Origin of the sequence: Mesorhizobium sp. M0621, from assembly GCF_040320745.1 — a bacterium.
Lineage (GTDB): Bacteria > Pseudomonadota > Alphaproteobacteria > Rhizobiales > Rhizobiaceae > Mesorhizobium.
This window is the reverse complement of sequence record NZ_JAMYQF010000021.1, coordinates 1-22239: the sequence shown is the minus strand read 5'-3', so window position 1 is coordinate 22239 and position 22239 is coordinate 1. Positions and strand designations below refer to the sequence as shown.

25 protein-coding genes and 1 tRNA gene are annotated in these 22239 nt (G+C 61.4%); 14 read left to right on the top strand and 12 right to left on the bottom strand.

Features of this window, described 5'->3' with window-relative positions; genetic code table 11:
- Positions 1 to 20: 20 nt before the first annotated feature.
- Positions 21 to 515 (top strand): NUDIX domain-containing protein, encoded by a 495-nt coding sequence (locus NKI38_RS16570; RefSeq protein WP_352659287.1) that lies wholly within the window; start codon positions 21 to 23, stop codon positions 513 to 515.
- A 1-nt stretch (position 516) separates the two neighbouring features.
- Here the strand turns inward: NKI38_RS16570 and NKI38_RS16565 are convergent, their stop codons facing one another.
- Positions 517 to 1512, bottom strand: a complete 996-nt coding sequence (locus NKI38_RS16565; protein WP_352659285.1) for a glutathione S-transferase family protein — start codon at positions 1510 to 1512, stop codon at positions 517 to 519.
- Positions 1513 to 1784: 272 nt separating this feature from the next.
- On the opposite strand from NKI38_RS16565, the gene NKI38_RS16560 reads away from it, so the two are divergent.
- The 6 genes from NKI38_RS16560 (at position 1785) to NKI38_RS16535 (ending at position 6610) form a co-directional block, all read left to right on the top strand.
- Positions 1785 to 2309, top strand: a complete 525-nt coding sequence (locus NKI38_RS16560) for a GNAT family N-acetyltransferase (RefSeq protein WP_352659283.1) — start codon at positions 1785 to 1787, stop codon at positions 2307 to 2309.
- Positions 2310 to 2382: 73 nt separating this feature from the next.
- The gene (locus NKI38_RS16555) at positions 2383 to 3144 is read left to right on the top strand and encodes a 3-hydroxyacyl-CoA dehydrogenase (RefSeq protein ID WP_352659281.1); all 762 of its coding nucleotides are present in this window, start codon (positions 2383 to 2385) and stop codon (positions 3142 to 3144) included.
- 6 nt (positions 3145 to 3150) lie between these two features.
- A complete protein-coding gene (locus NKI38_RS16550) occupies positions 3151 to 4326 on the top strand; it encodes a CaiB/BaiF CoA transferase family protein (RefSeq protein ID WP_352659279.1) in 1176 nt (391 codons plus the stop codon).
- A 35-nt stretch (positions 4327 to 4361) separates the two neighbouring features.
- Positions 4362 to 5141 carry a HugZ family pyridoxamine 5'-phosphate oxidase gene (locus NKI38_RS16545; protein ID WP_352659277.1) on the top strand — a complete coding sequence of 260 codons (780 nt, stop codon included), beginning with the start codon at positions 4362 to 4364 and terminating at the stop codon, positions 5139 to 5141.
- Positions 5142 to 5296: 155 nt separating this feature from the next.
- Positions 5297 to 5641, top strand: a complete 345-nt coding sequence (locus NKI38_RS16540; RefSeq protein WP_023760638.1) for an ArsR/SmtB family transcription factor — start codon at positions 5297 to 5299, stop codon at positions 5639 to 5641.
- Between the two features lie 165 nt (positions 5642 to 5806).
- Positions 5807 to 6610 (top strand): TrmH family RNA methyltransferase, encoded by an 804-nt coding sequence (locus tag NKI38_RS16535; RefSeq protein ID WP_352659275.1) that lies wholly within the window; start codon positions 5807 to 5809, stop codon positions 6608 to 6610.
- A gap of 13 nt (positions 6611 to 6623) precedes the next feature.
- Here NKI38_RS16535 and NKI38_RS16530 read toward each other — a convergent pair whose 3' ends face one another.
- Positions 6624 to 7757: a coiled-coil domain-containing protein gene (locus tag NKI38_RS16530; protein WP_352659273.1), complete on the bottom strand. Its 1134-nt coding sequence runs from the start codon at positions 7755 to 7757 to the stop codon at positions 6624 to 6626.
- Between the two features lie 248 nt (positions 7758 to 8005).
- Positions 8006 to 8542 (bottom strand): DUF1134 domain-containing protein, encoded by a 537-nt coding sequence (locus tag NKI38_RS16525; RefSeq protein ID WP_352627713.1) that lies wholly within the window; start codon positions 8540 to 8542, stop codon positions 8006 to 8008.
- Positions 8543 to 8931: 389 nt separating this feature from the next.
- Here NKI38_RS16525 and chpT point away from each other — a divergent pair, with 389 nt between their 5' ends.
- Both chpT and NKI38_RS16515 read left to right on the top strand, forming a co-directional pair.
- Positions 8932 to 9561, top strand: coding sequence for a histidine phosphotransferase ChpT (gene chpT, locus NKI38_RS16520; RefSeq protein ID WP_352659271.1), 630 nt, complete (start codon positions 8932 to 8934; stop codon positions 9559 to 9561).
- 237 nt (positions 9562 to 9798) lie between these two features.
- Positions 9799 to 10167: a response regulator transcription factor gene (locus NKI38_RS16515; RefSeq protein ID WP_352627521.1), complete on the top strand. Its 369-nt coding sequence runs from the start codon at positions 9799 to 9801 to the stop codon at positions 10165 to 10167.
- A 197-nt stretch (positions 10168 to 10364) separates the two neighbouring features.
- Here NKI38_RS16515 and ctrA read toward each other — a convergent pair whose 3' ends face one another.
- On the bottom strand, positions 10365 to 11060 hold the full coding sequence (gene ctrA, locus NKI38_RS16510) for a response regulator transcription factor CtrA (protein ID WP_006203583.1): 696 nt from the start codon (positions 11058 to 11060) through the stop codon (positions 10365 to 10367).
- Positions 11061 to 11511: 451 nt separating this feature from the next.
- Here ctrA and NKI38_RS16505 point away from each other — a divergent pair, with 451 nt between their 5' ends.
- Positions 11512 to 11889 carry a flagellar export protein FliJ gene (locus NKI38_RS16505; RefSeq protein WP_013529907.1) on the top strand — a complete coding sequence of 126 codons (378 nt, stop codon included), beginning with the start codon at positions 11512 to 11514 and terminating at the stop codon, positions 11887 to 11889.
- An 87-nt stretch (positions 11890 to 11976) separates the two neighbouring features.
- On the opposite strand, the gene NKI38_RS16500 is transcribed toward NKI38_RS16505, so the two are convergent.
- The gene (locus tag NKI38_RS16500; RefSeq protein ID WP_352659269.1) at positions 11977 to 12375 is read right to left on the bottom strand and encodes a winged helix-turn-helix transcriptional regulator; all 399 of its coding nucleotides are present in this window, start codon (positions 12373 to 12375) and stop codon (positions 11977 to 11979) included.
- A gap of 90 nt (positions 12376 to 12465) precedes the next feature.
- On the opposite strand from NKI38_RS16500, the gene NKI38_RS16495 reads away from it, so the two are divergent.
- On the top strand, positions 12466 to 13392 hold the full coding sequence (locus NKI38_RS16495; RefSeq protein ID WP_352659267.1) for an NADP-dependent oxidoreductase: 927 nt from the start codon (positions 12466 to 12468) through the stop codon (positions 13390 to 13392).
- Positions 13393 to 13469: 77 nt separating this feature from the next.
- On the opposite strand, the gene sciP is transcribed toward NKI38_RS16495, so the two are convergent.
- Positions 13470 to 13745: a CtrA inhibitor SciP gene (gene sciP / locus NKI38_RS16490; RefSeq protein WP_013529904.1), complete on the bottom strand. Its 276-nt coding sequence runs from the start codon at positions 13743 to 13745 to the stop codon at positions 13470 to 13472.
- Positions 13746 to 14034: 289 nt separating this feature from the next.
- Here sciP and mnmA point away from each other — a divergent pair, with 289 nt between their 5' ends.
- Positions 14035 to 15225 carry a tRNA 2-thiouridine(34) synthase MnmA gene (mnmA, locus tag NKI38_RS16485; protein ID WP_352627518.1) on the top strand — a complete coding sequence of 397 codons (1191 nt, stop codon included), beginning with the start codon at positions 14035 to 14037 and terminating at the stop codon, positions 15223 to 15225.
- 9 nt (positions 15226 to 15234) lie between these two features.
- Here mnmA and NKI38_RS16480 read toward each other — a convergent pair whose 3' ends face one another.
- Positions 15235 to 16200, bottom strand: coding sequence for a Gfo/Idh/MocA family protein (locus tag NKI38_RS16480; protein WP_352659265.1), 966 nt, complete (start codon positions 16198 to 16200; stop codon positions 15235 to 15237).
- 240 nt (positions 16201 to 16440) lie between these two features.
- Between NKI38_RS16480 and NKI38_RS16475 the strand changes: the two genes are divergently transcribed.
- A tRNA-Met gene (locus NKI38_RS16475) sits at positions 16441 to 16517 on the top strand.
- On the opposite strand, the gene NKI38_RS16470 is transcribed toward NKI38_RS16475, so the two are convergent.
- From NKI38_RS16470 to NKI38_RS16460, 3 genes are all read right to left on the bottom strand, one after another.
- The gene (locus NKI38_RS16470) at positions 16474 to 18102 is read right to left on the bottom strand and encodes a recombinase family protein (RefSeq protein ID WP_352659388.1); all 1629 of its coding nucleotides are present in this window, start codon (positions 18100 to 18102) and stop codon (positions 16474 to 16476) included. The genes NKI38_RS16475 and NKI38_RS16470 overlap by 44 nt on opposite strands.
- 476 nt (positions 18103 to 18578) lie before the next feature.
- Positions 18579 to 19037, bottom strand: coding sequence for a helix-turn-helix domain-containing protein (locus NKI38_RS16465; RefSeq protein ID WP_352659263.1), 459 nt, complete (start codon positions 19035 to 19037; stop codon positions 18579 to 18581).
- 4 nt (positions 19038 to 19041) lie between these two features.
- A complete protein-coding gene (locus NKI38_RS16460) occupies positions 19042 to 19722 on the bottom strand; it encodes a hypothetical protein (RefSeq protein WP_352659261.1) in 681 nt (226 codons plus the stop codon).
- A 137-nt stretch (positions 19723 to 19859) separates the two neighbouring features.
- Between NKI38_RS16460 and NKI38_RS16455 the strand changes: the two genes are divergently transcribed.
- Positions 19860 to 20102 (top strand): helix-turn-helix domain-containing protein, encoded by a 243-nt coding sequence (locus tag NKI38_RS16455; RefSeq protein WP_337091395.1) that lies wholly within the window; start codon positions 19860 to 19862, stop codon positions 20100 to 20102.
- Positions 20103 to 20184: 82 nt separating this feature from the next.
- Here NKI38_RS16455 and NKI38_RS16450 read toward each other — a convergent pair whose 3' ends face one another.
- Complete coding sequence (locus NKI38_RS16450; protein WP_352659259.1) at positions 20185 to 20400, bottom strand: helix-turn-helix transcriptional regulator; 216 nt, start codon at positions 20398 to 20400, stop codon at positions 20185 to 20187.
- Positions 20401 to 20529: 129 nt separating this feature from the next.
- Positions 20530 to 22239, bottom strand: a 1710-nt coding sequence (locus tag NKI38_RS16445) for an AAA family ATPase (protein ID WP_352659257.1), incomplete at its 5' end; no start/stop codon positions are given.

Below are 22239 nucleotides of genomic sequence, written 5' to 3'. Positions count from 1 at the left end.
CAGCCACGGTTTCGCGCCTGATGGTGAAGCCTGAAGATGCCTTCCGCCAAGCCGGCTGGGCGGGTCTGAGGGCCAGGCTGTTCCATCTCTATTTCGTGCTGCGGCGGCCGATGACGCTTGGAGTGCGCGGCCTGATCCACGACACGGCATCCAATTCCGTCTTCCTCATCCGCCATACCTATGTTCCGGGCTGGCAGCTTCCCGGCGGCGGTGTCGAAATCGGCGAGACGCTTGCCGAGGCGCTGGCACGTGAACTGGCCGAGGAAGGCAACATCGCGCTGACCGCCCCGCCAGTGTTCAAATCGATGCATTTCAACCGCCACGCCAGCCGGCGTGACCATGTCGGCTTCTACGTGATCGAGCACTTCGGCCAGACGGCGCCCAAACTCCCGGACCACGAGATCGCCGAAGCCGGCTTCTTCCCGCTCGATCGCCTGCCGCAGGGAACGACACCGGCAACGCTGCGCCGGATCGCCGAGGTTTTTGGCGGCGAGCAGCCCTCGCCCTACTGGTAGATCAGGCAGCCGCCGCCTTGCTGAACCGCGCCCGGTCATGCGGTGCGCCATAATCGAGTTCCGGCCCGACCGGCACGATCCGCGTCGGATTGATCGTCTCGTGGCTGCCGTAATAATGCGCCTTGATGTGGTGCAGGTTCACGGTCTCGGCGACACCAGGCACTTGGTAAAGGTCGCGCAAAAAATTGGACAGGTTCGGGTAGTCGGCGATGCGGCACAGATTGCATTTGAAATGGCCAAAATAGACCGGGTCGAAGCGCACCAAAGTGGTGAACAGCCGCCAGTCGGCCTCAGTGATGCGGTTGCCGACGAGATAGCGCTGTTTTGACAGCCGCTCCTCCAGCGTATCCAACGCCGCGAACAGTTCGCCGAACGCTTCCTCATAGGCGGCCTGCGTGGTGGCGAAGCCGGCGCGATAGACGCCGTTGTTGATGGCGGGATAGACCAGCGCGTTGACCTTGTCGATCTCGCCGCGCAGCGCCTGCGGATAGAAGTCGAGGCTGGCATCGCCCCATTTGTCGAAAGCCGAATTCAGCATGCGGATGATCTCGGAAGATTCGTTGGAGACGATGGTCTGTTCCTTTTTGTCCCACAGCACCGGCACCGTCACCCGGCCCGAATAGGCGGGATCGGCCTTGGCATAGATCTGATGCAGGAAGTCGAGGCCGTAAAGCGTATCGCCGGTAGCGCCATCCTCAGCCAAAAACGTCCAGCCGTTGGCGCCCATGAAATGATGCACCACCGACACCGATATGATGCCATCCAACTTCTTCAGCGCGCGAAAGATCAACGTCCGGTGCGCCCACGGACAGGCAAGCGAGACGTAGAGATGATAGCGGCCGGGCTCGGCCTTGAAGCCGCGCGTTCGGCCTTCAACCGGCGCCCCGTCAACGGTGATCCAATCGCGCCATTGTGACCGCGCCCGTACGAACCTGCCACCGTTATCCGCCGTATCATACCAGCGATCCTGCCACCTGCCGTCGACCAGCAATCCCATGCAAATCTCCTTGCGTCCTTTTTGCCTATTTAGGCGCAAGGTCGGTCTGTCGAAGGCGTCAAGTGCTGAACAGACCGTCACTTGGCCGAAACGACGGCAAAAACGGCCGATTGCAGCGGCCGAAAATTGATGCTAGCGGACAATCCGCATGTTCGATTTTGCTTTGATCCGGTTTGACCGACGACGAAAGGGCGCCCGCGCTTAATGAAGCGCTGACTGGCGAATGCTGCCGTTTGCAGCAAACCTTTCCTCCTTACCGGAACGCGAAGACCATGAGCCTTGCCGACGTGAAATACCTGCCGGAAACCCCGGCGCATGACCTCCAGATCGAAGCCATCAACGACGAAGCCTTCGGGCCGGGCCGCTTTGTGCTGGCCGCCTACAAGATCCGTGAAGCCGGAGGGCACGAACGCTCGCTGTCCTTTGTCGCCGTCGATGGCGACATTGTAGTCGCCTCGGTGCGCATGACCCGCATCGCCGCCGGCGTCGGTCGCGCGCTGATGCTCGGGCCGCTTGCGGTGCGGCCGGCCTTCAAGAATCTCGGCATCGGCCGTCGGCTGGTGGCGATCGCGCTGGAGGCCGCCGCCAAAACCGGTGCGCCCGCAGTCATGCTGGTCGGGGACGAACCCTACTATGGGCCGCTCGGTTTCAAACGGATCCCGCGCGGCCAGATTTCGATGCCGCGCCCCGTCGATCTCGACCGGTTGCTGTCGCACGAGATAGCGCCGGGCGCGGTCGCCAGGCTCTCGGGCGAGGTCTGCCATGCCAGCCAGGCCAGGGTCGGCGAGCACGTCTAGGTGACGGCTTGACCTTCCCCGTCGATCTGGCGCCTGATCCGTCCCACTGTTCCTGAGATTAAAGGATGACGCCATGAACCCGAACGGCCAGATCGCGATCGTTACCGGCGGCGGCTCCGGCCTCGGCGAGGCAACGGCACGCGCGCTGGCCGCCAAGGGCGCCCGCGTTGCGATCTTCGACGTCGGCATCGATCGCGCGGCCAAGGTCGCGTCCGAGATCGGCGGCATTGCCGTCCAGTGCGACGTCAGCAGCGCCGACAGTGGGACCGCTGCACTCGCCGACGTCGCCGACAAGCTTGGCGAGCCGCGGATCCTGGTCAATTGCGCCGGCATCGCCATTGGGGTGAAGACGATCGGCAAGGATGGTCCCCATCCCCTCGATCAGTACCGCAAGGTGATCGAGGTCAATCTGATCGGTACGTTCAACATGATCCGCCTCGTCGCCGAGCGCGCGTCAAAGCTCGAGCCGCTGCAAGGCGGCGAGCGCGGCGTCATCGTCAACACCGCTTCGGTTGCCGCCTATGACGGCCAGATCGGCCAGGCTGCCTATGCGGCCTCCAAGGGCGGCGTCGTCGGCATGACGCTGCCGGTGGCGCGCGACCTCGCCCGTTCCGGCATCCGCGTCTGCACCATCGCGCCCGGCATCTTCAAGACGCCGATGATGGCCGGCATGCCGCAAGAGGTGCAGGATTCGCTGGGCGCCGCCGTGCCCTTTCCCTCGCGCCTGGGCGAACCATCCGAATATGCCGCGCTCGCCCTGCACATCATCGAAAACCAGATGCTGAACGGCGAGACCATCCGTCTCGATGGCGCCATCCGCATGGCGCCGAAATAGACGGATATGAGCACCGGCCCGTCCGCTCCCGGCAGGACCGGCCCGCTTGCCGGGCTGAAGGTGATCGAGATGGCCGGGCTCGGCCCCGTCCCGCTGGCCGGCCTGATGCTTTCGGAGATGGGCGCCGAAGTGCTGCGCATCGAGCGGAAGGGGACGAGCCAGCCCCTCCCGTCGCTGCCGGACGAGTACAACATCGACCGCCACGGCCGCGCCATCCTGCGTCTCGACCTGAAGCGCCGGGAAGGCGCCGATCTGCTGCTGCGCCTTGCCGAGAAGGCGGACATGTTGCTCGAAGGGTTTCGCCCCGGTGTCATGGAACGGCTTGGCCTCGGCCCGGAAGCGGTGCTGGCGCGCAATCCCGCGCTGATCTACGGCCGCATGACCGGCTTCGGTCAGGACGGCCCGCTCGCCGGTCGCGCCGGCCACGACATCACCTACCTGGCCTATTGCGGCGTGCTACACGCCATCGGCCACGCCGACGGCCGCCCTGTCCCGCCGCTCAGCCTCGTCGCCGACTATGGCGGTGGCGCCATGATGCTGGTCGCCGGCCTGCTGGCCGCCCTGTTCCAACGCTCGCGCACCGGCAAGGGTGAGGTCGTCGACGCCGCGATGGTCGAAGGCGCCTCGATGCTGGCGGCGCCCCTGCACGCCTTCATGGCGGCTGGGTTGTGGAGCGAAAAGCGCGGCGCGAACCTGCTCGATTCCGGCGCCCCTTTCTACGACACTTACGAGACGTCGGACGGGCGCCACATCGCCGTCGGGTGCCTCGAGCCGCAATTCTTCGCCGAATTCGCCAGACTGCTGCCGCTCGACGAGCGCTTTGTGGCCGGTCAGTACGACAAGGCGCTGTGGCCGCCGATGCGCGCGGCCATTGCCGATCGGGTCCGGCAGAAATCACGCGACGACTGGGACCAGCTGTTTGCCCAAACTGATGCCTGCGTCGCCCCTGTCCTGTCGCTGTATGAGGCGAAGCAGCACCCGCACAATCGGGCGCGCAACGCCTTCGTGACGGCAGGCGCATTTGAGCGCCCTGCCCCGGCGCCGCGTTTCTCCGGCTCGCAGCCGACACCGGCCACCAAGCCAGCCAACGGCGATCTCGCCCCATCGACGGTGCTGGCGCGTTTCGGGTTTTCGAAAAACGAGATCGACGACCTTGTCAAATCCGGTTTGTTCGACAGATAATTGGAGAAAGAAAATCCACTTATTGCGGTGATGCCTTGGACGAGCCGAAGAAGGACGTGATCCGCGAGACGGACGCCGAAGCGATGCGGCTGGCCAAGACGCTTCTGCGCAACGCCCGTTTTGGTGCGCTGGCGGTGATCGAACCACAAACCGGCTCGCCGCTGGCCAGCAGGGTCGGCGTGGCGACCGACATCGATGGCGCGCCGCTGATCCTGGTGTCGATGCTCTCGGCGCACACCGGCGCCCTGCTTGCCGATCCGCGCTGCTCCCTGTTGCTTGGCGAACCCGGCAAAGGCGATCCGCTGGCGCACCCGCGCCTGACACTGGTTTGCCGGGCGGCGCGGCTTGAGCGCGAATCAAGCGAGCACGCCCGCGCCGAGCGCCGTTACCTCAACCGCAATCCCAAGGCGAAACTTTACGCCGGTCTTGGCGACTTTTCGATCTTTCGCCTCGAGCCGCAACGCGCCAGCCTTAACGGCGGTTTCGGCAAGGCCTATCATCTCGATCAATCGGATTTGCTCACCAGAGGGCCGATTGTCGAGGAACTGGCGGCGAGCGAGCAATCCGCCATCGACCACATGAACGCCGACCATCTCGACGCGCTCGCCGTGTATGCACGGCATTTCGCGACAGCATCCGGCAACGGCTGGACCGTTGCCGGATTCGATGCCGATGGCATGGATCTGGTATCAGGTGACGACACTTGCCGGGTTTTCTTCCCACAACCCCTGGCGGCAGCGCGTGAATTGCGGCACGTTCTGGTCGAGATGGCCAGGAGCGGCCGGGCCTCGGTCGACGCCGGCGACCGGACTTAATTATGTTTGATCAAAAGCAACACTTGAGATTTTAATGAAATGCTCTACCTTTTAGCGGTGGCGCTGAATCGCCAGCGCCGGTTCACAAGTGAGTTTATGGAATCAGATGCCATTGCCCCCATGGCGTCGGGATGAACAAGAAGCATGGGGCATCAATGGTCTCGACAAAGCTAATCGTCAACGCCGAATCCGCGGCCGAATTTCTCATGCTGATGGGCAATGAGAAACGGCTGTTGATCATGAGCTATCTTGCCGACGGTGAAATGTCGGTCGGCGCCATCGCCGAGAAGGTGATGCTCAGTCAATCGGCACTATCCCAGCATCTGGCCAAGTTGCGTGCGCTCGACCTCGTCGACACCCGCCGTGACCGGCAGATGATTTACTATTCCTGCAAATCCGACGCCGTGCGCGAATTGCTTGTCATGCTGGACGGCATTTTCGGCAGCGGCAAGGATGACCTGTCCCAGATGGCGCACCGTTTGCGCCGTGCCGGAACCTGACCGTCCTGTAGCCCCCTCGCCGGCGATTTCAGAGCGACATGCGCCATCCGGGCGCATGGAGCTGGCTGACCGTCCCGAATTGTCGCATCGTGCTTTCCGAACCCAACGGTGAGCGCCGGGAAATCGGCCCGGATTTTCGGCCGATGCGATGGCCGCGAGGAACACATGGATCCCATTCGCATCGACGACCCGCAAGATCCGCGCGTCGCTGCCTATCTCGACATCCGCGAGCGCGATCTCGCCGGCCGGCAAGGCCGCTTCGTCGCCGAAGGCAAGGTGGTGCTGGACCTACTGCTCTCGACTGGGCGCTTTGGCGCCGAATCGGTACTGGTTCTGGAGAACCGGCTGGCCGGTCTCGAGGGCATCCTGCGCAAGGCGCCGGCCGACCTCCCGGTGTATGTCGCCACCAGCACGGTGATGGACGCAATCGCCGGGTTTCACATGCATCGCGGCATTCTGGCCATCGGCCGCAAGGGGACGCCGCAGTCCGCCGAGGTCCTGCTGGATGCCTTGCCGGCCAGGACGCTGGTCGTGGTGCTCGTCGGCATCGCCAATCATGACAATATGGGTTCTATCTTCCGCAACGCCGCCGCCTTTGGTGCCGACGCGATACTGCTGGATGCGACATGCTGCGATCCGCTCTACCGCAAGGCGATCCGCGTTTCAGTCGGCGCCGCGCTCAAGATCCCTTTCGCGTCGTTCACCGACGCCGCCGGCTTCACGGCAATGCTCGCCCGGCGGGACTTCGAACAATTCGCCCTGACACCACGCGGGCAGACCGACATACGCGATGCGCAGCGGAGCGGACGCCTGGCGCTCTATCTCGGTGCTGAGGGCGAAGGTTTGCCGGACAGCCTGCTCGCACGCTTGCACACCGTGCGGATCACCATGTCGGAAGGTTTCGACAGCCTGAACGTCGCGGCCGCATCAGCCATCGCGCTGCATCATTTCTCGGCAAAAGAAACCTGATTTCAGCCCGATATCAGCTTGACGCGTCGGCCTTTTGCAGTGCCCGCACGCGGTCGGCAAGACTGCGGTCACCGTTGCCGGAGCGTGCATCCGACGGCACCGCCAGTGCCTTGGCGATCGGCGAACCAGACCCCTCGAGCTTGGCCGTCAGATGGACGACCTCCGCCGCCAGGTCGTTCATCTGCTCGCGCAAGGCGGAACTGCCGTCTGCGGGATTGGATGCGGCCAGCGCGGTGAGATCCGCCTTCAGCCGCTTGTTCTCGCGTGCCAGTGCCGTCAGCCTGGCCTCGAGCCGCTCACGGTCGCTGTCGAGCTTGGCGATTGCCTTGTCGAGTTCATCGCTCCTGGCGACGTCGCCCTTGCCGACCAGCCGCAAGGCCAGTGCACTGTCTTCGGCCTTCGATTCTTCGCGCATGCGCGCCAGCTCCTTTTCGCGGCGGTCCAGCTTGTCCTCGCGGTCGGCAAGTGTCGCCAGCAGCCGTTCGACCTTCTTGTCGAGCTCGGCGGTCTTTTTCTTCTCGGTTTTCAGGGCTTCGCGCGCTGCCTTGCTTTCGGCCGCGATCTCCTGGCCGCGCCTGTCCGCCTCCTTGCGCTGGCCGCGCAGCAGCGCAATGTCACTGGCAAGCTTCTGCATCTCGGATTCGCGCGCGACAAGCTCGATCTGCCGGTTACTGGAGGAGAAACTGGCATCGTCATACATGCGCTCCAGCTTTTCCAGCTCGAGCTCGCGCTTTTCCAGTTTGCGTTCGGTTTCCTTGAGACGCTCCGAAAGCTGCTGCAACTCGCCCTCGCGTTGACGCAACGCTTCGTTCTTGGCACCCAGTTCGGTCAGCGCCTGGTTCTTGTCCACGCGCTCGACCGTCAACCCCTTCAGGGCCTCGTGGCAGCGACTGATCTCGACGAGTTGTTCGGCCGCCTTCTCGCGCAACGCCTTGACGCTGATTTCCAGGCGACGTGTCGACATGGCGTACTCGGCGCGGACGCGATCCTTGTCCGCCTGGATCTCGGTTTGCGTCAGAGGGATCGAGGCTTCGATACGTCGGCGTGTCAGGGTGACGGCACGACGCCATATGGCCGGAGCCACCATAAGCGCCAGAAAGCCGGCGCAGAGAAAACCGAGGACGAAGAACAGGACCGACTGGACCAAGTGACTACCCGTTGTGGACGGCAACCATCAAACTAATGCATGTCACCCAAAAGTGGGAACCGGTTTTGGGACAACGACTGCAACAAGATAAAACCAAAGCGCATCGAGCGCTTTTGACTGTGCCACGTTGACATGGCGGAAATCCAGCGTTGCGGCAAGGGTCTGCCGCAACGTGACGGGTTTAACGCACGTCGTCCAAAGTGGTCCCGGTTTTGGGAGAACGATATGCACAAAGCCAAGGAATTAGCTCAGAACGGGTTCCACGTGGCGCGCTCGGTAAGCTTCAGATAACCGAGATTGACGCCGAGCCGGGCACCGACACCGGTACGGATCGGCACCAAAACCACATTGTTGTTCTTCAGCACGTTGAAGCCGACGCCTGCCACCACATAGGCCGAACCGGCGACGCCGCCATAGCGGTTGTAGAGGCTGCCCACATCGTCGAGATTGTAGACCAGCATCATCACCCGCGACCCTTCGCCGCCGAAATCCCAGCCGAGCGACGGGCCTTGCCAGAACACTTTGTGATCGCCGGCATTCTTGGTGTAGAGCGTGCCTTCGCCATAGGTCAGGCCGCCGATCAGCGCGCCCGAGCCCTCTTCGCCCAGCAGATAGCCGTTGGGCAGGCCGTAGGAAGCAAAGATCTTCTCGACGACCGTGGCGAGCCCGCCCGATGTCGCGCCGAAGAACTTGTGACCGGAATCGACAATCTCCTGAGCGGTGTATTCCTGGGCCCGCAGGGCTGAAGTCGAGAAGACGAGAACGCCCAGGAGCGTGATCGCCATTGAGAAGACGCGGAGAAAGCTCCGGTCGTAGTATCGGGAAAACATGCTTCCAATCTCCGTCAGGGAGCACCTTCGCCGACGCCTCGCACCCCGTACGGCTCTTTTAGCCGGCCGTTAAGGGTAACTGTTACGGGCAAACTATGCCGTAATCCTTTTTCAACCATTAAGCTCCCACATGAACATGGCGGTTCAAAGGCTGTTTGAGGTCGCTTAAGTGGGGTCGGCAGCCTGCGTGAACACGCCATTTGCCATACCCACAATTTGGATTTGTTGCTGCACGCACGGGCGCTGTGTATTCAGAAAGCTCGAGGAGAGAGCGTGATTCGTGTGGGCAGGCGACGATCGATCGCTCGGCCATGAGTTGTAAGATTTTGCAGGGATTTTCGCCGATGGCCGATCTGTTCACCCTTTCCGCACCCGACCTGGCGGCGCTTTTGTGCAGCCGGGTCTGCCACGACATCATTTCGCCGGTCGGCGCGATCAACAACGGGCTCGAACTGCTCGACGAGGGCGGCGCCGACGAAGATGCCATGAAGCTGATCCGTCAGAGCGCCCGCAACGCTTCGGCCCGCCTGCAGTTCGCCCGCATCGCCTTCGGCGCCGCCGGCTCGGCCGGCATGCTGATCGATACCGGCGATGCCGAAGCGGTCGCCATCGCCTTCCTCAAGAACGAAAAGCCGGAACTAACCTGGAACGGGACCCGTGCGCTGCTGCCCAAGAACAAGGTCAAACTGCTGCTCAACCTGATCCTGGTCGCCAACGCCGCCATTCCGCGCGGCGGCAAACTTACCGTGACGCTGGAAAACCTCGAGACCGAGCCGCGCTTCGCACTCGCGGCGGCTGGCCCGATGCTGCGTGTGCCGCCGAAATTCCTCGAACTGCATTCCGGCCACAAGCCGGAGGAACCGATCGACGCGCATTCCGTGCAACCCTATTACACGCTGCTCCTGGCGCGCGAAGCCGGCATGACGATATCGATCCACGCGACGCCGGAAGAAATCGTGTTTGCGGCAGCCTGATCGCGCAGTCGAGAAGCCAAAGTATTTTCACATCGAAATCTGTAATTCCGGCTCATCGACATGAAATGCGTTTAATTGCCTAGGCGGCGTTGAAGCATTCGCGAATAAAAACCGGCAGCCGCCATCTTTGCAAAAATTTTACCTAACGCCTTTTCGGCTTCTTTACCAGATTGGCCTATGGTGCGTCTGGATGCCCCCGACGCTACCGGATTGCCAGACGGCAAAGAGGACCCGGAAATGAAACGCTGCATGTTCGTCGACGATTCAAGCGTCATCAGGAAGGTTGCAAAACGCATCCTGGGCGGTTCCGACATGGTTGTCATCGAGGCCGCCAGCGGCCTTGACGCGCTGGAGATGTGCGCCGCCGACATGCCCGACATCATCGTCGTCGATGGCGCCTTGCCGGACGTACCGGCGGTCGATCTCATCCGTCGCGTGCGCGCCATGGAGAGCCCGATAAAGCCGCAGATCCTGATTTCACTGGTCGAACTCGATATCGCTTCGATCATGCGGGCCAAGCGCGCCGGCGCCCAGGGCTATCTCTTGAAGCCATTCAACCGGCCGCAACTGCTTGAGCGTTTTCGCGCCTTGAAGATCGCCGCCTGATTCGGCGGCCAGATGCATGTCGCCCAAAAGTGGTCCCGGTCTTGGGACTCCGACATGCATAAAAACAAAAACCGGAGCAATTCCGGGAAAAATAGTGACGATTTTCCGTCAGGAATTGCGTAAAGACAAATAGTTATCCGCCCATCATGCAAAAACCCGGCCGGGGCCGGGTTTTTTTGTTTGGACGTGTCCGTCGCTCAGGCGCTGACGCGGATGTCTTCCGGTTCGCGCAGCACATAGCCGCGACCCCAGACCGTCTCGATGTAATTCTGGCCGCCGGATGCCGCGTCGAGCTTCTTGCGCAGCTTGCAGATGAAGACGTCGATGATCTTCAGCTCAGGCTCGTCCATGCCGCCATAGAGGTGGTTGAGGAACATTTCCTTGGTCAGCGTCGTGCCCTTGCGCAGCGAGAGCAGCTCCAGCATCTGGTATTCCTTGCCGGTCAGGTGCACGCGCTGGCCGCCGACTTCGACGGTCTTGGCATCGAGATTGACCACCAGGTCGCCGGTGGTGATGACCGACTGGGCGTGCCCCTTGGAGCGCCGCACGATGGCGTGAATGCGGGCAACCAGCTCATCCTTGTGGAACGGCTTGGTCATGTAGTCGTCGGCGCCGAAGCCGAGGCCGCGTACCTTGTCCTCGATGCCGGCCATGCCGGAGAGGATCAGGATCGGCGTCTTTACCTTGGAAAGGCGAAGCGTTCTCAAGACCTCGTAGCCCGACATGTCAGGCAGGTTGAGATCGAGAAGGATGATGTCGTAATCGTAGAGCTTGCCTAGATCGACGCCCTCTTCACCGAGATCGGTCGTGTAGACGTTGAAACTTTCCGATTTCAGCATCAACTCGATGCTTTGTGCGGTTGCACTGTCATCTTCTATCAGCAGAACACGCATTTCATTCCCCTTTTCTGCTGCCGGACCATTTCACGACCCGTCCGGACCCGGAGCAGTGGTTGCCTTGTGCAGAGGCTGCCATCAAATGGTTAACAAAACCTAATTTCCCGTCCATGACGGTACCAGATTTTTTAACCTCTTTCTACACCCTCTTGAATCTAATAACGAATCTCAGAACCAAATCCTAATGCAACACATCAACAATCTGGACTAAGTGACTCCAGGGACTCATCGACGTCGCTTCCGCATCGGCGGCCGGAATTTTTACCCGGCCTTAAGTCCTGACCCGTATGATTAACAATGCCCGTAAACGAATGGTTACCGCCGGCAAAAAACTTTAGGGTTTTGTTTCCCATAGTTCGGGGAAAGCCGGTGGACACGGGTGAGACCTGGGCGTTTCCAGGTGGTTTGGACGATAGATGCGGGTGTGCGTTTCCGGGAGTACCGAATCATGAAGTCACGTGAAAACCTCGTTCGGCTGAAACAGTTTCAGGTGAATGAGAAGCGGCGGCAGCTGCTGCAGCTCGACATGATGATCGCCGAGTTCGAACGCATGGCCGTCGAGCTGGAGCTTCAGATCACCGCCGAAGAAAAGAAAGCCGGCATCACCGACATCAACCATTTCGCCTATCCGACCTTCGCCAAGGCGGCGCGTTTGCGCCGCGACAACCTCAGAAATTCGCAAAGCGACCTCGCCCAACAGCGAAGCGCTGCCGAATCATTACTCGGCGAAGCTGAAGCGGAGCTTTCCAAGGCGGAAATGCTGGAATCGCGCGACACCAAGATCCGCGAAGCCGAAGTCGGCGGCCGCAGCGCCATGATCGGCTGAAGCCCGGCCTGCACGCGGCTCCGGCGCTTGCCAACTGGCGGGCGCTTGATCTCGGCTGGGAAGGTCGCAAAGAGAACTGAAAGCCGCCTAGGCGGCCAAATCGCCTTCATTTTCGGCAATTGCCCGCGCTCTGGCGTCCTTGATGTCCGGCGCGTGCTGCTCCGCCCATGACCTGATCTGGCTAAGCAGTCCCGCCAGGTTCTGGCCGAGTTCTGTCAATTCATATTCGACGCGCGGCGGAATGACCGGGAATATCTCGCGACGCACCAGGCCGTCACGCTCGAGCACACGCAGCGTCTGCGTCAGCATCTTCGGCGTAATGCCTTCGAGCTTGCGCGCAAGCTCGCCATTGCGCAGCCGGCCTTTGCGCAGCGCGCAAACCACCAGATAGACCCATTTGCTGGCCAGCATTTCCAGCACGGTGTGCGATGGGCACGTTCGCCGGAACGCATCATAGCCGAAACCGCAGTCGTCATCACTATCCATGGGGCACGTATATATCATAAAGGTACATACTGGACAAGAAGACATTACTATCCAAATGATAGTGGCGCCAACCAAGCAGGAGATATCCCAATGCGCGCCGCTATCCAGAATTCCGTCGGCGGACCCGACGTTCTCTTCGTCACCGACCAGCCCAATCCGACGCCAAAGGCCGGCGAAGTGCTGGTCCGGGTCAAGGCGGCCGGCATCAATCCGGTCGATGGCGCCGTTCGAGCCGGCTACTTCCCATTGCTCGGTGAGCCGCCCTTTATCCTGGGGTGGGATATCTCGGGAACTGTTGAAGCACTGGGCACCGGTGTTTCCGGCTTGCGCGTCGGCGACGAAGTGTTCGGCATGCCGCGCTTTCCCAAGCAGGCGGCGGCCTACGCTGAACTGGCCGCTGTGCCGGCCGATGAAATCGCGCTGAAGCCGAAGGGCGCCGACCACATCCAGGCAGGCGCATTGCCGCTGGCAGGCCTCACCGCCTGGCAAGGCCTGGTCCGCCATGGCAGGCTGAAATCCGGCCAGCGCGTGCTGGTACATGCCGCAGCTGGCGGCGTCGGTCATCTCGCAGTGCAGATCGCCAAGGCGCGCGGTGCTTACGTCATCGCCACCGCCAGCCCGCAAAAACTCGATTTCGTTCGCAAACTCGGCGCCGACGAGGTCATCGACTACACCAAGGGCGATTTTGCCGACCATGTTCGCGACATCGATCTGGTGCTGGATCCAATGGGCGGCGACCACGCCGAACGCTCGCTGAAGGTGCTCAAGCGTGGCGGCGTGCTGGTGTCATTGCTCGATGTCAACGACGACACCAGAGTGCAGGCCAGTGCGCGCGATATCCGGGTCGAGCGTATGTCCGTCGTGCCCGACAGGGAGGGCCTGCTGGAACTCGCCCAGTTGATCGACGCGAAAAAGCTCGCCGTCCATGTGGCCAGGACATTCCCGCTCGACCAGGCGGGGGCTGCCCACGCCTTTCTGGCCACCAAGCCGATCGGCAAAGTGGCGCTTACGGCCTGAACCAGGGACCGCAGCAGCCAGCAGCAGAAACGGAAGGGCGCGGAACATTCCGCGCCCTTCGTTCAAATTCGCAACTGTCAGTGACGGTATTGCTGGATGCGCGTCGTGCGCAGCCCGGCAAGGCCATACTCGTCGATCGACGCCTGCCAGGACAGGAATTCCTCGGTGGTGAGCTTGTAGCGTTGGCAAGCCTCGTCCAGGCTCAAGAGCCCGCCGCGCACTGCCGCAACCACTTCCGCCTTACGCCGGATAACCCAGCGACGTGTATTCGTCGGCGGCAGATCGGCAATCGTAAGAGGGCTGCCATCAGGCCCGATAACATATTTGACTCTCGGTCTAACCAGATCGGTCATCGTACTCTCTACAAAAAACTCAAAGACCCAATCCCCGCCACGTTACCGCCACAGCTTTAAAAATTGCCTAAGCAGACCCTAATGACTAGGTAAGGATCATGAACGCCGCGTTAGTCTTTTCGCCGGCATTTGAAACATCTGCCCGCCAACCCTGATTTTGCGGGGGAAATTGCATCTCCTAGCCGGATCGGCCGCAACCGGGTGAATAGCCCTGTACGCTGGCGCGACCGTAAAGCTTGACCTATATTCTCGACATTGGCATTGAGACGCCGCGCAGAACGAAAGCACCATGAACAGTCTCGATCTCCCCGGACGTCCCGAAAACACCCGCATCGTCGTCGCCATGTCGGGCGGTGTCGATTCATCGGTCGTCGCCGGCCTGCTGAAGCGCGAAGGCTATGATGTCGTCGGCGTCACCTTGCAGCTCTACGATCATGGCGCGGCGACGCACCGGGCCGGCTCATGCTGCGCCGGGCAGGACATCGACGATGCCCGCCGCGTCTCCGAGACGCTCGGCATCCCCCATTATGTGCTCGACTATGAGGAGCGCTTCCGCAAGGCGGTCATCGATCCCTTCGCCGAGAGCTATGTCGCCGGCGAAACACCGATCCCGTGCGTTTCCTGCAACCAGACGGTGAAGTTCGCCGACCTGCTGGCCACCGCCAAGGAGCTTGGCGCCGACGCGCTGGCCACCGGCCACTACATCCGCTCCGGCGCCAACGGCGCCCACCGCGCGCTCTATCGGCCGGTCGACGCCGACCGCGACCAGAGCTATTTCCTGTTCGCCACCACGCAGGCGCAGATCGATTATCTGCGCTTTCCCCTCGGCGGCCTGTCGAAGCCGCAGGTTCGCGCCATTGCCGAGGAGATGGGGCTGACGGTTGCCGCCAAGCAGGACAGCCAGGACATCTGCTTCGTGCCGCAGGGCAAGTATTCCGACATCATCGCCAAGCTGAAGCCGACCGCCGCCAATCCGGGCGACATCGTGCATATCGACGGCCGCGTGCTCGGCCGCCATGAGGGCATCCTGCGCTACACGATCGGCCAGCGCCGCGGCATCGGCATCGCGTCCGGCGAGCCGCTTTACGTCGTCCATCTTGACGCCGACCGCGCACGGGTCGTCGTCGGCCCGCGCGAGGCGCTGGAGACGCACAAGATCTATCTGCGCAATATGAACTGGCTTGGCGACGAACCGCTCACAGAAGTCCCCGCCGCCGGCCTGGAGCTGTTTGCCAAGGTTCGCTCGACGCGACCGCCGCGCCCGGCCGTGCTGCATCATCGTGCCGGCGCCACATGGGTGGAACTGGTCGACGGCGAGTCCGGCATCGCGCCGGGACAGGCCTGCGTGCTCTATTCCGACGACGGCAACGAGGCCCGTGTGTTCGGCGGCGGCTTCATCGAGCGTTCGGAGCGTGGCGCCGAGGCCGAGGCCATGCTGACCCGGCTTGCCGCCGGGCCGGCGCAGGTCCCCGCCGAATAAAACCGCGTTTCAGGAACCGGACTTGGTGTGTGTAACCGTGCCCGCGGTCAGGATGCGCAGCACCCTGATGGCTTCCTCACCGCTGGTGCGCGGTTCGGCGCGCGTTTCGATGCACTGGATGAAATGCTCCAGTTCACGCGTCAGCGGCATGCCTTGGGCAACCGCGACATAGGATGGCTCATTGGTGGTGAAAGCCCATTGGCCGCTGTCCTGCCACACCGCGTGGCGGTAGACGGCAAGCTTGCGTTCCCATGGCTCGACGTCGTCGAACACCGCCATCGCCTTGGTGCCGACCACGGTCAGCCGCCGCTCGCGATAGGGATTGAGCCGCGAGGTAAATAGATGGCTGCGCAGGCCGTTGGGAAAGCGCATATGCAGATGCGCGAAGTCGCTGAGATTGTCGAGCAGCGCCGCACCCTCGCCGCGCACCTCGATCGGCTCAGTGCCGGTGATCGCCAGGATCATCGACAGATCATGCGGCGCCAGGTCCCACAGCGCGTCGTTCTCGGTGTGGAACTTGCCGAGCCCGAGCCGGTGCGAATGGATGTAGCGGACTTCGCCAAGCTCGCCCTTGTCGATCAGCCCTTTCAGCGTCTCGAAGGCGGGATGGAACCGCAGGACATGGCCGACCATGAAGACGCGGCCATTGTCCTTGGCCGCCTGCACCGCACGCTCGGCATCCGGCACCGTCAGTGCGATCGGCTTTTCCACCAGCACGTCCTTGCCGCTCTCGACGGCACGTACGGCAAGGTCGGCATGGAATTGCGGCGGCAATGCCATGACGATGGCGTCGATATCGTCACGAACGAATAGCTGGTCCGGCTCTATCGCCAGGCAGTCCTGCTCGCTGGCAAAGCCTTCGGCACGGGCCCGGTTGGCGTCGGAGACCGCGTGCAGCGCGCCGAGCGCCTTGAGGGTGCGGATGTGGTTGCTGCCCCAGTATCCGCAACCGAGGACTGCAATGCGCGGCTTCATCTGTTTCAAACTCTAAAAACTCGTGGCCGAGACATAGCGACGTGCCCCCTCGAACTCAACCCCGACGGCAGCAACCAAATGTCTGCGCGGCAAAGCTTTTCGATAATGACGATAAGCCGGCAAGCCGGTTGCTTCGAAGCTTGACAGGCTCACCCTCCCAACCTTATATCCGCGCGACCTTGGCGAACGCCCCCGACATGCCTTTCGATTTGAGGCGGATTTCGGGCCTTTCGCCGCCCTGGCGGGGTAGCTCAGTTGGTTAGAGCACGGGAATCATAATCCTGGGGTCGGGGGTTCAAGTCCCTCTCCCGCTACCACCATTCCCCCCACTCCTTTGACGCCGTGGGGGAAGGCACGCTCGCCCAAGAGTGCCGTCAACCGACCAGCGATTTCGACTTCAACCCCGCCGGTTCTCGACGGATCTCGAAACACCGTGACTGTTTCGACCAAGTCGCGCATTGCCTCTGCACATTCGGAATCGCCGGAAGCAATACCGTTGGCGAGCCCGGTCTGAAGTTGATTCAGTTGTTCCTCGTAGCGGGCCAGCACCGCAGGGTGCAGCGCGATCACTCCTGTCGCGGCCGGCACCTGATCCAACTCAGCCAGAATGCACTTGCGCTCTTCGTTCAGCGTTGTTGATTGCGGTCCCAGTACGGCTGGGTCGCCGTGGCCCTTGGCAATGGCGTTGACCAGCCGCTCAATCTCCCGAGTGACCTCTTCAAGCCGGCGCTCCAAACGGGTGCGCCTGGCATCGGTAGCGGCGGCCAAGCGTTTCCGTTCTTCGTGGTAGGTCTGGACGTACTGGGCAATCACTTCGGGATGGCGCAACTCTGCGGTAAGCCCGTTCAGAACTGCAGTCTCGACCGTATCCAGATAGAAGGTCTTCGGATCACCGCATGTTCCGCTTTCTGTCGCGGCCGAACAGCGGATGCGAATGCGCCTGGACTTGTCCATGCCTTTCGACGACATTCCCGTACCACAGGCACCGCACCTCAGCAGCCCAGTCAGCATATGCCGTGGTCGGCGTTGATGGCTTGGATGGGTGGTTGCACGCGCCTTCTTGCGTGCTTGTGCTACGTCGAACAGGTCCGACGAGACAATGGCGAGGTCCGGTACTGAGACTACTCGCCATTCACCCTTGGGATTTGGACGCGAGACACGTTTCCCGGTATCAGGATCCTTGATCATTCTGACCTTGTTCCAGATCAGGCGGCCAGCATAAAGCTCATTGTGAAGCAGCCCCGTCCCTCTCTGCACATTTCCATTGATGGTGGAGGCATTCCAGGCACGACCGCGAGGCGGCGGTATGCGGTCTCTGTTTAGATCGTGAGCGATATCGCGCGGGGTTTGCCCTGCGACATACTCTCGAAAGACACGACGCACGATTTCCGCTTCATCCTCTGCGATCTTCCGCTTCCCGGGATCGCCTAGCACGTACGAATAGCCATAGGTCAGACCGCCGGCGTGAAGCCCTTTGTTGACTCGGCCGGCTTGGCCCCTGCGGACTTTGTGAGCGATGTCCTCTCGGTACAGCTGGCCAACGAGACCGCGCAGACCGACCAAGACCGTGTTCACCACGCCTTCGTGAACGGCACGAATTTCGATGCCGAGAAATGAAAGGCGTTTGTGAATGCCCGCAAGGTCTTCCATGTCGCGCGAGAGCCGATCAAGTGCCTCTACGACGAGCACGTCGAATTCGTGCTCACGCGCTTTGTCCATGAGCTGAAGTAATCCGTCACGGCCCAGGACGGAGCCACCGGAGCGTGCTCGGTCGTCAAACGTTGCGACAACGTTCAGCCCCTCACGTTCTGCATATGCTCGGCACAAAGCGAGTTGATCGTCGATTGATCGCTCATTTTGGAGGTCGGTTGAGAAGCGTGCGTAGATCGCGGTTCGATTCATGATAAGTTTTCTCGGCCTGTTCACGCTCGTGATCTTCGCGAGCCGCTTGGCGCGCAAGTGCTTTTGCAAGGCGCAGAATCGCTCTATCAGGCGCTCGGAACAAGGCCCTTTTTTGGTGTCTCACAACCATTGCGAGTAGCGCTCGCTACGGATCGGCTGGGCTTCTGCTGAAAATAGCAGTCCGCAGAATGCGCGGCTCGGTTCAATCCTGCCCAGATCATGATCTTGGTCCATGTCTCCCAGATGTGCACATGCAGGAGATGAGAAAAGCCATCAAATTGGTTGGTCGCAGAATTGGATAGCAAGGCGTGCTTTTCGGAAATCCGCAAGTCCACCCTCAAGCCGCAAGCTATTCCGAGCGGCTCTGGAGAAGCTCTTAAGCATTCTGGCGGGATCGCCTGACTTCACCCACCGCCGTCTTTCCCAGGTTGTAGGCAGCAAAAGGCGCGGGCCCTCACGGCCTGCTCAACCTCGTTCTAATCCTCGTCTTGGCATTGCACAGGATCGATTTCCTTTCCGAATTCAAAGAGCAGGGACGACACGCGGTTGCGCACACGCGGGGGAAGTCGCATCAGCCTTTCGATCAAGCGTCTGCCTTCCGCGCTGGCGATGAATTCCAGGCGTTCGTCGACGGGCAGGAGCGGAGCGGTTGCCTCGCCATTGCCCGGCAGACCATCGAAGAAGCGGCTGACAGGAACATCCAGCGAGCGGGCGATGTCGTAAAGCGTGGAAGCGCTGACGCGGTTGCGCGCGCTTTCGTATTTCTGGAGCTGTTGAAAGCTGATGCGGATCGCACGGGCCAGTTGCGCCTGCGAGACGTCCGACTGGACTCGCAGAGTCGCGATCTGCCTGCCGACATGACGGTCGGCCGGATGGGGACCGACCTCACCATTAGGTGCCACACCGCTTTGAATACGATCCAAGATTTTCAACAAGGCTTCACCTGCTCTGTGAGTTTTGCTGCTTTTCTGAGCTTGGGTTCGTCGCAGCGTCTAAGCCATGAAGGCGGATGAGGTCATTCAGTACCGAGCGGATGTGCGGCCAGGGGAAATCGTCTGGATGTTCCCAGTGCTCACCGTCGCGCAGGATGACCTTGAGCTTTGCCAAAATGCCTTCGATGGACGTGGCCGCTGTCTGCGGTAGATCATCCAGAAGTGCGCTTTCGGCTGCTTCCGATTGTCGGATCAGTTCGTCTGTTCTCGAATAGCCGATCTCCGCATCAGCAGCGTCCCAGCGCGCCCGGTGTGCCACGAAATCCGCAAGCGCCCTGCCCCATTCGACTTCATTTTCAGGAGAGTGGGCATCGTTCAGGCTCTCGATGGAATGGAGCGTCACGTCCGTACCATCGGCAAGCCGCACCTTGGCGCAGGGAAAGCCAACTATCCTGGCGAGGTGTGTCTCCAACCGCTGCTGTTCGCGGCACAGCGCCAGTGTCTCATCATGGATTCTTTGCCAGTTCCCACACAGACGAAGAGCAGGATCGGCCGCGCTGCCGTCCGTCAGTTCGCCAGCCAGCGATTTTGCCTGGAAGGGCCATGCCGCCGCGCCCGTGGCCGTTCCCGTCAGCAAGCGCCGCCGGGTGATGAAAAACAAATTTATGCTATTGTCGGAATCATCCATGATCCGAGCTCCAAACAGCTTTGCTTGGTTGGTGATACAGCCAAACGCTTTGGCGGCCTCAGCTAAATATCTGAATTTAAGATAACTGAAAATCAGATATAAAGGAAGCCCCCATCTGAGTTCAGATGAGGTGATAGGTGGTCGATACACTCGGTACGAATCGGCACAAAGCTTTGATCGCGCTGCTGATCAAAAAACGTGAAGCGGCAGGCCTTACTCAAGTTGAGTTGGCAACCAGGCTCGGCCAATACCAATCGTTCGTAGCTCGACTAGAAAGCGGACAGAGACGTGTTGATGTCGTGGAGTTTATAAACCTCGCCGAGATTCTCGGTTTTAACGCTCCGTCAGCCATCAAGAAGCTATCGGAAGTAACAGGTTGAGCGATGGGAGCGCATGACCGCGCTAGTGCAAATTGACAATTTGCAGAACCGGCAAGGAAGCCCCCAGGTTGCACCTACCCGTTCAATCGGACCTCTTCACCTCAGCCTTCGGCCCCCATCGAATGGGATCGTCAACCCAGCGGTTGATCTCGGATTCATGCCACCCGGCGCCATTGGTGCTGATCCTCAGTTGAGCCGGGAACGTGCCGTCGGCGATCTTGCGATAGATTGTCGAGCGGGACAGGCCGGTCCGAGCAAGGACGGTTTTGAGGCGTATGATACGATCTGGCTCGGGCATAGCTTGGCTGCCTCGCAGTGAGTTGTTGCTGGTATGTGCTGGGACAGACAGCGCGAACCGATGCTCGACGCAATCGAAGTTCCCCAAGCACCTATCTATGGCGTGTTGCCGGCGGCAAATCGGAGGGTGTCAGAGCCCAAGGCCCCGCCCCTTACCGATGCCATGGCTAAATGCGAGTTCCGCGCCGAGGCGCCGGCCAGAATCGATATTGATGCCAAGCTCGCGCTTGCGGTTGGTGAGGACCGATTCAAGCTGCGGATCGCGTTCAAGGCTTTTGGCCATGTAGAACATGGCCGAGCGCGTTAACTTGTAGCCGGACATGTCGCCGGCCTGGTATTGGTCTTGGCTTGTCCGATGGAGCTTTTGCCAACGTTCCACGAAACGTTCCGCTCGGCCTGCCGGATCACTGTCCAAGCCGGTGCGGATTTCGGTTTCAAGCTGAAGAGCAAGCACGATGCGGTTGACGCGGCCGGCCGCCGCTTCACGAACCAACTCGGGGTTCTTGACATAGGCCGCTTCGGCATCGCGCCAGCCATGAGGCCGAACCTGCTCGAACGCGTTGCGCGCATCTCTCAATTCGCGCATCTGGTCGGGACTGCCCTGCCCATCCGCATTTCCAGTGCTGAGGATCGCGTCGAGCGCTCGCGCGTGACGCACAAGCGTCTTCGTGCGAGCGCTGCGCAACGCCACTTCCGGGTCCATCGGCATATCCGTGTCGCGCGACACTCCCGTGGCGGGAGTTTTCCTTTCGGGCGTGGAGCCTGCATCTCCGATCTGCGCTCCGACACTTTCCCTTCCCGGCCCAGGTCCACGTCCCTGCATGGGCTCGCCGTCTCCGGGCGAGCGCAACCCGTCCAGCAGACCTTCGATCCTGTCGCGCAGCTTCTCCGGAACGATCCGGCGCACGATCTCGACCACGCGCTCGCGGAATGTGATGCCGCGCCGCTCGGCATAGTGTTGCGCCGGGTCGACCTGCTCATAATCCGACGCCATGTCCTTGGCGCGGTCCCGTGACAGCGTTCGGTCCAGCCGATCCCGCGTTCTGAAGTCGTCGCCGCCATAATGCAGGTCCATCCCGTCTCGATGCCGCGACAGTGCGACGTAGCTGCCATGTGCATCCATGCCTGGCGTGGCGAGCACATGGGTCCGGTCAATGGTCATGCCCTGCGCCTTGTGAATGGTCGCGGCATAACCGTGGTCGATGTGGGCATAGTCTTTCAGGTCGAAGCGCACCGACCTCCCATCGTCGACGCGAACCGTCATACTCTGTGTGCTGAGTTCCTCCACGATGCCGAGCGTGCCGTTCTTGACGCCAAGTCCGCGCTCGTTGCGCAGGAACATGACCCGGTCGCCGCTGGCGAAGTTTCTTGGGCCGCGTTCGACAGTCACTTGCACTTCGTCGCCGAGATCGCCGGCAGCGCGCATGCGCTCGCGCGCTGCCTGATTCAGGGCGCTCACCTCGTCGTTTGTGTGGGTAAGGATTGTCCGGCTCGCCTCTGGATGCGCCTGCCTGTCGCGATCCCAACGCTCGACAAGTTGACCTCGTGCTTCGTCGCGCGTTGCAGATTGATGCACCATGCCTTGCGCGTCATAGGCGCTGATCGCAGCGCCGATCCTGCCGGTTGCCAGATAGCGCGTGGCGTCGCGCTGCCAGTCCTCGCGCTGCCGACGCACCTGGCCGATTTCGACGCTGCGGTGTCGCTCGTGAATCGAGCGAAATGCAGCCCCGGCTTCGATTGCCTGTAGCTGCTGCGGATCGCCGACGAGGACGACTTTCGCGCCAACGTCCGCCGCATGGGAAAGCACGCGCTCCAACTGGCGCGTGCCGACCATGCCGGC

Excerpts from the sequence above, each read along its gene's own strand:
- mnmA (WP_352627518.1), top strand. The coding sequence starts at position 14,035 with ATGAACAGTCTCGATCTCCCCGGACGTCCCGAAAACACCCGCATCGTC.
- NKI38_RS16480 (WP_352659265.1), bottom strand. The coding sequence starts at position 16,200 with ATGAAGCCGCGCATTGCAGTCCTCGGTTGCGGATACTGGGGCAGCAAC.
- NKI38_RS16560 (WP_352659283.1), top strand. The coding sequence starts at position 1,785 with ATGAGCCTTGCCGACGTGAAATACCTGCCGGAAACCCCGGCGCATGAC.
- NKI38_RS16450 (WP_352659259.1), bottom strand. The coding sequence starts at position 20,400 with ATGCCCGAGCCAGATCGTATCATACGCCTCAAAACCGTCCTTGCTCGG.
- NKI38_RS16500 (WP_352659269.1), bottom strand. The coding sequence starts at position 12,375 with ATGGATAGTGATGACGACTGCGGTTTCGGCTATGATGCGTTCCGGCGA.
- NKI38_RS16565 (WP_352659285.1), bottom strand. The coding sequence starts at position 1,512 with ATGGGATTGCTGGTCGACGGCAGGTGGCAGGATCGCTGGTATGATACG.
- sciP (WP_013529904.1), bottom strand. The coding sequence starts at position 13,745 with ATGACCGATCTGGTTAGACCGAGAGTCAAATATGTTATCGGGCCTGAT.
- NKI38_RS16550 (WP_352659279.1), top strand. The coding sequence starts at position 3,151 with ATGAGCACCGGCCCGTCCGCTCCCGGCAGGACCGGCCCGCTTGCCGGG.
- NKI38_RS16505 (WP_013529907.1), top strand. The coding sequence starts at position 11,512 with ATGAAGTCACGTGAAAACCTCGTTCGGCTGAAACAGTTTCAGGTGAAT.
- NKI38_RS16470 (WP_352659388.1), bottom strand. The coding sequence starts at position 18,102 with ATGAATCGAACCGCGATCTACGCACGCTTCTCAACCGACCTCCAAAAT.
- chpT (WP_352659271.1), top strand. The coding sequence starts at position 8,932 with ATGGCCGATCTGTTCACCCTTTCCGCACCCGACCTGGCGGCGCTTTTG.
- NKI38_RS16570 (WP_352659287.1), top strand. The coding sequence starts at position 21 with ATGGTGAAGCCTGAAGATGCCTTCCGCCAAGCCGGCTGGGCGGGTCTG.
- NKI38_RS16460 (WP_352659261.1), bottom strand. The coding sequence starts at position 19,722 with ATGGATGATTCCGACAATAGCATAAATTTGTTTTTCATCACCCGGCGG.
- NKI38_RS16535 (WP_352659275.1), top strand. The coding sequence starts at position 5,807 with ATGGATCCCATTCGCATCGACGACCCGCAAGATCCGCGCGTCGCTGCC.
- NKI38_RS16540 (WP_023760638.1), top strand. The coding sequence starts at position 5,297 with ATGGTCTCGACAAAGCTAATCGTCAACGCCGAATCCGCGGCCGAATTT.
- NKI38_RS16515 (WP_352627521.1), top strand. The coding sequence starts at position 9,799 with ATGAAACGCTGCATGTTCGTCGACGATTCAAGCGTCATCAGGAAGGTT.
- NKI38_RS16495 (WP_352659267.1), top strand. The coding sequence starts at position 12,466 with ATGCGCGCCGCTATCCAGAATTCCGTCGGCGGACCCGACGTTCTCTTC.
- NKI38_RS16525 (WP_352627713.1), bottom strand. The coding sequence starts at position 8,542 with ATGGCGATCACGCTCCTGGGCGTTCTCGTCTTCTCGACTTCAGCCCTG.
- ctrA (WP_006203583.1), bottom strand. The coding sequence starts at position 11,060 with ATGCGTGTTCTGCTGATAGAAGATGACAGTGCAACCGCACAAAGCATC.
- NKI38_RS16555 (WP_352659281.1), top strand. The coding sequence starts at position 2,383 with ATGAACCCGAACGGCCAGATCGCGATCGTTACCGGCGGCGGCTCCGGC.